Annotated in this window: 8 protein-coding genes; all 8 read right to left on the reverse strand. The window is 68.1% G+C overall.

The window, feature by feature from the left end; genetic code table 11:
• Positions 1 to 1,606: hypothetical protein (locus B1A78_RS18760; RefSeq protein ID WP_218668002.1), on the reverse strand; the 1,606-nt coding region annotated here is incomplete at its 3' end.
• A complete protein-coding gene (locus B1A78_RS18765; RefSeq protein ID WP_077148424.1) occupies positions 1,603 to 1,962 on the reverse strand; it encodes a GPW/gp25 family protein in 360 nt (119 codons plus the stop codon). The genes B1A78_RS18760 and B1A78_RS18765, both read right to left, overlap by 4 nt.
• Entirely contained in the window at positions 1,959 to 2,297 is a 339-nt protein-coding gene (locus B1A78_RS18770; RefSeq protein WP_077148425.1) for a hypothetical protein, read from the reverse strand. Before B1A78_RS18770 ends, B1A78_RS18765 begins: the two co-directional genes overlap by 4 nt.
• A complete protein-coding gene (locus tag B1A78_RS18775; RefSeq protein ID WP_077148426.1) occupies positions 2,294 to 2,812 on the reverse strand; it encodes a phage baseplate assembly protein V in 519 nt (172 codons plus the stop codon). Before B1A78_RS18775 ends, B1A78_RS18770 begins: the two co-directional genes overlap by 4 nt.
• Positions 2,809 to 3,966 (reverse strand): hypothetical protein, encoded by a 1,158-nt coding sequence (locus B1A78_RS18780; RefSeq protein WP_077148427.1) that lies wholly within the window; start codon positions 3,964 to 3,966, stop codon positions 2,809 to 2,811. Before B1A78_RS18780 ends, B1A78_RS18775 begins: the two co-directional genes overlap by 4 nt.
• Positions 3,963 to 4,268 (reverse strand): hypothetical protein, encoded by a 306-nt coding sequence (locus B1A78_RS18785; RefSeq protein ID WP_077148428.1) that lies wholly within the window; start codon positions 4,266 to 4,268, stop codon positions 3,963 to 3,965. Before B1A78_RS18785 ends, B1A78_RS18780 begins: the two co-directional genes overlap by 4 nt.
• A 13-nt stretch (positions 4,269 to 4,281) precedes the next feature.
• A complete protein-coding gene (locus B1A78_RS18790; RefSeq protein ID WP_077148429.1) occupies positions 4,282 to 4,935 on the reverse strand; it encodes a hypothetical protein in 654 nt (217 codons plus the stop codon).
• Positions 4,932 to 8,438, reverse strand: a 3,507-nt coding sequence (locus tag B1A78_RS18795; RefSeq protein ID WP_077148430.1) for a DUF4157 domain-containing protein, incomplete at its 5' end; no start/stop codon positions are given. The genes B1A78_RS18795 and B1A78_RS18790, both read right to left, overlap by 4 nt.

The raw sequence follows: 8,438 nt of genomic DNA on the forward strand, positions 1-8,438 counted from the left end.
GCAGGTCGGATACCGCGCGCCAGCTTTCGCCGTCGCCGGCAAGTTCGACCGACGCGAGCGGCTGACCGACAGCGGCGAGCCCGGCGCGCGCCGACTGGCCGCGCGCGGCGGCGGCATCATAAGGCGCGGCATGGACGATCGCGTCGGCGGCGAGGCGGTAGCGCAGCAGCGCGCCGGGGCCGTCGTCGGCAAGCAGCCCCGAGCGGTCGTCGCCGCCGACCGCGATGCCGTCCTCGCGCGCCTCGGCGGGCGAGAGGCCATAGTCGATGCTGCGCCCCTCGTCGGCCAAGATGATGTTGCCGCTCGCGGTCGCGCCGCCGTCCTCGAGGTTGAGCGCGAAGGTCAGCGCATCCTCGGCGAACCAGTCGATGCGGACGAGCGCCTTGCCCAAGACCGGGTCGCTGACGTCGACCGGATCGGCGGCGAGACGGACGACCTGGCGATGCGCCGGATCGGGCGGATCGGCCGGGGTACCGCCGAAGGGCCGGCGTTCCTTGAACAGCAGGAGGTCGCCGCGCGACAGGCCGAGCGCGGCGCGGGTACCGACGAGGAAGGCGGTGGTCGACCCCACGGGCAGGCAGCACGCCGCCTCGCCCCAATTGTGGAACCGCATCTCGTTGCGCGCGATACGCAGCGAGCGGAGCTCGTCGAGCGTTTCGAACACCAAAGCGCCGCCGCCGACCAGTTCCTCGAAGATTTCGGGATCGCGCGGCTGGACCGCAGCGTAAGTGGCCGGAAGGTTCGGCGGACGCGTCAGCATGCGCGTGCCGGCGGGCAGGATCGGCGGCTGCGGCGCGACACGATTGACGTTGAGCCGCGCCTTGATCTCGATCGGAACGCGCGCGTTGCAGCCCTCCGACGCCGCATAGCCGAGCAGCCGCGCGTGACGGAGGATTGACTGGCGCAGCCGCGCGCGGCCGAAAAAGGCCTCGGTCCCCACCGCGTCCTGGAACCAGCTCGTCTGGTCGGCGGCATAGGCGAGCGCCTCGACCAGCGTGACGCCGAGATCGGCGGGGCTGCGTTCGGTCCAGCCGGGCAGGCTGACCGCCATGCGATCGAGCATCAGCTGGCGGAAGCTGTCATAATCCTTGGCGAGATAGTCGATCGGCGGGCCGAAGGCGCGCGGGGCGCCCGGCCCGTCGGGTGCGGCGCAGTCGAACGCCGAGGGACATTCGGCCTTGAAGCTGAAATCGAGCGCCGCGAGCATCGGATCGAGGAAGGGCGGCACCGCGTCGTTGACCGCGCCGAGCCGCACCGACAGCCGGTAGGGCGAATAATCGCCCGCGGCGTCGAGGGTGAGCGTCAGGCTGAACGGCACCGGGCCGAGCGCGACGTCGGTGACGCGGATGCCGGTGACGCGGGTGCCGCCGTCGATGCGGAAATTGTCGGGGTCGAGGATCGGCGCACCCGCATCGATCACCCCGTCGTCGCGCAGGAAGACGAGCGTGAGCAGCCGCTGGCGCAGTTCGGGAGCCGGCGCGTCGCGGTCGACGACCTCGAGATAGTCGATGCCGTTGAGCAGCACGCCGCCGCCGGTATCGACATTCGCCTCGGCCACGAGCTGGCGGCGGCGCTGGGTGCCGCAATATTGGAAGGCGCCGGTCAAAACACGCGCTCCACGGTGACGACCTGCTCGCGCGCCTCGTCGAGCGGGCGATAGCGCACGGTGATCGCAAGGCGGCTGTCCTCGGCGGCGGTTTCGACCCCGCGCACCTCGATCGCGCCCGAAAGCCACTGCTGCAGCGCCGCCATCACCATATGCTGCGCCGCCGCCGCGAGTTCGGGGGCGTTTTCGGAAAAGACGAGGTCGTTGACCCCGGCACCGAAATCGGGGCGGTTGACGCGTTCGCCGCGCCGCGTGAACAGCAATTGCTCGATCATCTCGCGAATATGCGCCTCGTGCGGCGCGCCGGCGGTGCGGCCATTGGCGTCGATGCGATAGGGAAAGCCGAAATGGGTCATAGCGCGAGCACCTTCGTCTGCACGCTCGCCCACACCACGGGCCCCTGCGGGGCCTGGGTGGCAGCGATACCGAGGTCGCCGGGGTTTATCTTGAGCGCGGGCTTGCCCTCGACCATCACCTTGCTCGACGCGCCGAGCAGTTGCAGCGTGACGCAGGGCGACGGCGTCGGTCCTGCGGGAAGCTGGAACGGGCAGCCCGCGACGAGCCCCTTGTCGCCCATCAGCAGCGGCGGGGCGCCGGCGACAAGCACCTTCGACGCCGACGACAGCAGGGTGCCGGGGATGCCGTGCGGGCATTGCGCGACCGAAGCCATGGTGACGAGCGGGATCGTCATGGCAGCACCTTCAGATTGGCGCCATTGATCGACACGCCGTCGATCGCGAGCTTCACGGTGCTGGCACCATGGGTGATCGTCAGCCCGGTGGCATCGGCCTCGATCTTCGCCGGGCCCATCGCGGTGGTGAGTTCGAGCGCGAGCGTGGGCGCGCCGGGGATGTCCATGATTTCGAGGCTGAAATTGTCGCCCTTCCACGCCTTGGTCAGGAAGGCGGCGGGTCCCGGCGGCGCGGGCGTGTCGCCGAGGTCCCAGAAGCCGCCCGACCAGATCGGATAGTCGGGATTGCCCGCCTCGAACTCGACCCAGACTTTCGCGCCCTTGGGCGGGATCGCGTGAAAACCGACCCCCGGTCCCGCGCCGGGCAGGCACGGCATCGCCCAGGCAAGCGTGCCATCGCCGAGCACGCCGGGGACGCTGACCTGGATGCGGCCGATGCCTTGCAGATCGGCGGGGTTTTCCACCGTCCCGCGATATTTGCCGAAAAAGGTCGGACAGGCGTCGGCGGGGTTCATGGCAGCACCATCGGGGCCATCGGCAGCCGGTCGCCGCGCGAGAGGACGAATTGTTGCTCGTAGCTGCCCGGCCGGATCAGGTGGCGCACCTCCGACACTTTGTAGAGGCCGCCATAGCTGAGCCCCGCGCCGCGCAGGAACACCATGTCGCGCGCCTTGAGTGCAGCGTTGTAGCGGGTGGAGTCGATGGTGCCCGACACGGTGAAGGCCTTTTTTGCGCCCTCATCGACCTTCGCCTGCGCGCGCCCCATCGCCTGGGCGGCGTTGAGTCCGGTCGTCATGATCGGTTCCTTGCGCGTTTCGCCAAAGCGCGCGATCGTTTCGGGGATGGCGCCCAGGGGCGGATTGCTGCCGACGAGCGCGATCACGGGAATTTCGGCGCCGGTGATCCGGTCGAGCACCTTGGTCTCGACCGAGGTCAGCACCGTGTCGTCCTCCGACGTCGTCACGTCATAAGCGTCCGATCCCGGCCCCATGTCGACGGTCAGCGTCCGCTGCGGCACGCCGGGCTTGACCGGCGGCCCCCAATAGAGGCTGTTCATGCCCGGCAGCGGGCCGGGGTCGATATAGGTTTCATAGCCATGGCGGCGCGCCATCTGGTGCAGATACGCCCAGTCCGAACAGCTTTGCTGCGGCACCCGGTCGATCGGAATCGGCGGGTCGATGAACTTGGGCGGCAGCACCATCGGCAGCATGCCGAATTGCGGATAGGAGACCGCGATCAGCGTCGCGATCATCGTTTCGTCCATTGCGGGATGCTCGGTCTGCTTGACCTCCTTGTCGAGTTCCATGGAAAGGTCGCGGCCGAACAGCGTCAGCACCCCCGAGCGCGAGCTGTTGCCCGGCGTATATTCGCGCTTGGTCACCAGTCCGTCGAAGATCACATAAGGAATGACGTCGAAGATCATCGTCACGATGACGCGGCAGCCGCGTTGCAATTGCGGGTGCATGATGAGCGGCGATTCGAGGAAATCGGTGGGGCCGGTGCGGCCGGTGTTGATCGACAGCTTGAAGCCCGATTCGCTGCTATCGGTCAGCTTCACCTCGAGGTCGGCGATCGCGTTCATCACGTCGGCGGGCGCGGGCAGCGCGACCGGGCTGGGCCCGATCAGCAGGTTGAGGCGGATGCCGAGGATGTTGCCGAGCAGGCTCATCCGGCCGCCCTTCCCGTCCCCGGCACGGGGATCAGCGTGACGTTACCCGGTTCGCCGGGCAGCGCCGCCGGGTGCGTGATGCGATTGGCGTCGGCAATCATCCACCAGGCGGTCGGGCTCGCGAGGTTGCGCCAGGCGAGCAGGTCGATGCGGTCGCCGTCGATCGCGCGGTGGCGCGTCGCTAGAGCCATGTCGGCGGGGTCGGGCAGGATGCGCGGCAGGACATAGCGCACCGTCACGCCATCGCCGCGGTCGGCGGCGAGCACCGGCTGGTGGGCATAGCGGCTGGTGAGCGTGAACATGCGCGTCGGCCTTTCAGAAGAGTTTCGTATCGCCGCCGAGCATCGCGCCGACATTGTCGACGCTGGCGACGGTCGCGAGCACCTCCTTGACCACCTGGTGCGCCATGAACGCCCAGAAGCCGGGGTGGGTGACCGCGAGATCATTGTAGGTGAGCACCTTCATCGACACCGAGACGTCGGCGCGGATCGGGTTGAGATTGGGGTCGTGCATCGTCTCGGTGATCGACAGGCTCTCGATCTTCACCGGCACGACGCGTTTCCAGCCGTAGATGAACAGGGTGAGCGGCGCGACGGGCGGGATCACCTCCATCGTGCCGACCTGCAGCAGGATCTGGTTCGCCGCGACGAGCAGCGACTTGGGATAGACGAGCATCTCGAGCGCCGCGAGATAGCCGCTGATCCCCGCGCCGAGCGGCCCGGCGTCGCCGCGCTCCATCTGGTCGATGAGGTCGAGCGACAGATTGGCGCTGATCGTTTCGGTCGGCGGCCCGGCGAGCCGCAACGCCTCCGCGCGCCCGCCCCCGGCCTCCGAATATTGCGGCGCGAGGCTGCGCGAAATCTGCTCGGGATTATATTGGAAGATCGCGACCGAGGCGAGCGGGTTGAACAGGTCGAGCCCGACGATCGCGCCCTTGATGGTTTTCGGGGAGCCGGGGAAGTTGGTCATTTCCCGCTCCCCCGGATCGGGAAGGCGGCCTTGTGCTTGGGTCCGCGATTGGGGCTCCAGTTATAGGGCTCCTTGCCCGGCTCGGTGACGACGAAGGTGCCTTCCTTCTTCTTCAGCTCCGCATCGTCGGGGAAGTAGAAATAGGCGAGCTTGCCGCCGCCCTCCGCCGGACCGAGGTTGACCACGCGGATCGTGCACGGCTGATCGCGGATGATATGGTCCCCGAGGTTGATCGTGATCCGCACCGGGACATTTTCATTATTATAGGCGCGGTTCGGGTCGATGCCGGATTCGATGAAGCCCGAACCGACCTTGGGATCGCCCGTGGTGACGGTCCCGCCCTTGACCGAACTGGTGCCCGCCGGGGCCGGCGCGCCGCCCTTGCTCTCGGCTTCGCCGCCGCTGCCCGCGATGCCGGGAGTGCCGGTCGATCCGCTTTGGCCATCGTCCTTGGCCGGCGCCCCGCCACCCTGTTCGCCGCCCTTGCTGCCGCCGCCGTCGGCGGCGTCGCCCTCCTGCTCCGCGGGGCCGCCACCGTCGCCGCTGCCGCCGCCTTCGCCGTCCCCGTCGGACTCGTCACCCGAGCCCATCTTGCATTGGTAATCCTTCAATTCGACATCCTCGACGACCATCTTGTCGATGTCGCAGAACATCGGCTGGATCGCCGCGGGCACCAGATCCTTGAGCTTGCGCAGAATTTTTTGCGCCAGCACCGTCGGCAGCTTGCTGACGTCCTCGACCGCGAGGATCGCCTTGGCCATCACCTGACGCGCGGGGCAGCTTTTCATCATGCGCTGCACCAGCCAGTCGAGCGGCGAATAGCCGAATTTCGACGCGATATAGTCGGCCAGCGACAGGATGCAGGTGACGATCGCGCCGACCCCGGCCGCGCCGAGGCCCGCGAGGCAGAAACCGAGGCGCACGACCTTGATCGCCTCGACCACCGCCCCGGTGATGCTGGCGATCATCTTGGCGCCGCCGATGATGCTGTCGAGATCGTCCTTGAAGGGTTTGACGATCGCGGCGAACTCGGTTTCGACCGACGCGAAGATATCGTCCTTGATCTGCGTGATGAATTTTTCGGCCTCGGCCGCCTGCGCGAGCAGATCGTCGAGTCCGCCTTCGACCTTGGACTTGATGAAATTGACGAAGCCGCTCTCGATGCATTTGACGATGGCAGAAGTCGTCTTGGCGATGACGATCTTGCCGATCGTCATGAAGACCGCCTTCGCCACGCGCATCGCGGCCTGTGCCGCAGGCGCGCTGTTCGACGTCTTGAACGGCGCGCCCTTGAAGGTGGCGTGGAACTTGGCCTTGACCTTTTCATAGGCCTGCGCCGCCTTGATGAAGACCCCGCCGAGCGACTTGCGCAGCATGCCGAAGAAGCGCGCGACATCGCCGACCGGGGTCTCGCCGGCCCAGAACATCATCTTTTCGAGCAGGTCGCGGCCCGCGGTCATGGCGTCCGAATCGCGGGGCTTGTCGCGCTGGACGCCGAGCGATTTCTTCATCCAGTCGATCGATTCGACCGCGCGGCCCTGGAAGCGGATCTTTTCGCGGACGTCCTTCTTGAAGTCCTTGTCGAGCTGCGTCTTCAGGCTGACGCCCTTGCCGGCGCCCGCAGTGCCGCGGCGCAGATTGTTCCAGTTTTCGAGGTTGAAATGATCGGTCTTGGGCACCGGCGTCTTGCGCTGGACCCGAGCCGGCGCTGTCGAGCCGGCGAGCGGACGACGGCGGGCCTTGGGCAGCGGCCGTTTGCAGGCCGCCTTGCGGCTCGACGGCGGCGCGGTCAGGCACCCGATGATCTTGTCGATCTTGGCCTTGGCCGATTTCACGCCATGTTTCTTCGCCTCCGGCGTCTTCATCGCGGCGGCGAGGCTGGTTGGTTCGGGGGCGAGGAAATAGGTCCAGATGCCGCTGTTGATCGGGTCCTTGGCGATCGACCAGCGCCCCTTGATACCCGGCGGCGAAAAATCGTTGAGCGGTCCCATGTGCAAGCGGATATTGTTGACCGGCCAGTCGCCCCCCTTCTGGTTCGGATCCCATTTGGCCGGAATGTTCGGCATCAGCGTCTGCGGCATCAATTTTGGGTTACCGAACTGGTAGATGCTGGCGCCGCCGGCCGCGCGCGCCTTGTCGCGCACCAGCGTCATGCCGTCGAAATAGCTGTTGAGCTGGTCGACGCCCTTGGCACGCGCCGATTCATTGTGCCCGGGCTTCATGTCGGCAAGCTGGATACCCGAGATGCTGCCGACTGGGGCGCCCGCGGCCAGCGTCGGCGCCCGGCCGCTTCCGGTCGACGCGCCCGCGGCGGCGGTTCCCCCGGCGGCAAAGCCGCAGCTCGACGTCGTCGTGGCATCGAAAACCTTCAGCCCCGGCGCCGATTTCGGCGCGGTCGGCGGCTCGGTCTTGCCGCAGTCGAGCTCGACGCCGGGAACGGTGCTCTGGTCGGATCGATACAGGTCGGCAAAGCCGCAGAGCCCGCAGCCAGCGCCATCGGCCTTGGCGTTGGGCATCATGACCTCGGTCAGGATATTCGAACTGCTATTCGCCTTGGCAAGCGCGGTCACCGCCGCATGATGCTTGCCGGTGTTGGTCATCAGCGCCGACATCGGCTCGGCGGCGCCGGGCAGCGTGAATTCGGCGGGGAGCCAGAAGGGCACGCTGGCGCGGCGGACGGCGGCGCGCGCGGCGCTGGCCGGGCGGCGCGCGACGCCCGGCCCGACCGGCCCCGGCGCGGTCTGCTGCATCACATGCGCCAGTTCGTGCGCCATGGTGAAGCTGGGCGACGCGCTCTCGCCCGCGCCGAGCCAGACATGGTTCTTGTAGGTGAAGGCGCGGGCCGAGATGCTGGCATTTTTCGCCGATGCATCATCGCCGCTGTGGACGCGCACATCGCCGAGGTCGCGGCCCATCCGGCTTTCGAAAAAGCTGCGCGTCGCGGCGGGCAAGGCGCTGCCGCCGCTGGTCAGCTGGGTGTCGGAGGCCGCGATCGTTTCACCGCCCTCGTCGCGCCGGGCGCGCACCTTGCCCTCCTTTTCCTCCTCGGGTTCGGCAAAACGGCGCGCGCGCGGTTCCTCGGAAGAGGAAGAACAGGCGCCGCAGGCGCGCTGCACCGCCCCCGCCGCCGCCGAAACGTCGGACGGCATCGCATCGGGAGCCGGCATCGCCATGACCTGCGCCGCGATGCTGTCGGCTTCCTGCTCGTAGCGGTCGCCGACAGGGCCGACTTCGAGGCGGGGCTGGACGCTGCTTTGCTCCTTGTCCTCGCTCTCGCACGCCGCGCATTGACGCTGGACCGACGCCGCCGACGCCGCCGCATTCAGGCGTCGCTGGAGGCCGGGCTCCTTGTCCTCGGCCTCGCACGCGGCGCATTCGCGCTGCACGACCGGCCCCGCCGGGATCGCGGCGAGCGAGGCAAGCGGCGGGAGGGCGGTCCGGCCCAGCGGTGCCGGCGCGCGCATCACCGGCGGCGCGGCCTTGGGCGCGGCGCTGGTGCGGGC

The organism is Sphingopyxis sp. KK2, assembly GCF_001990265.1.
In the GTDB taxonomy this organism is placed as follows: Bacteria; Pseudomonadota; Alphaproteobacteria; order Sphingomonadales; family Sphingomonadaceae; genus Sphingopyxis.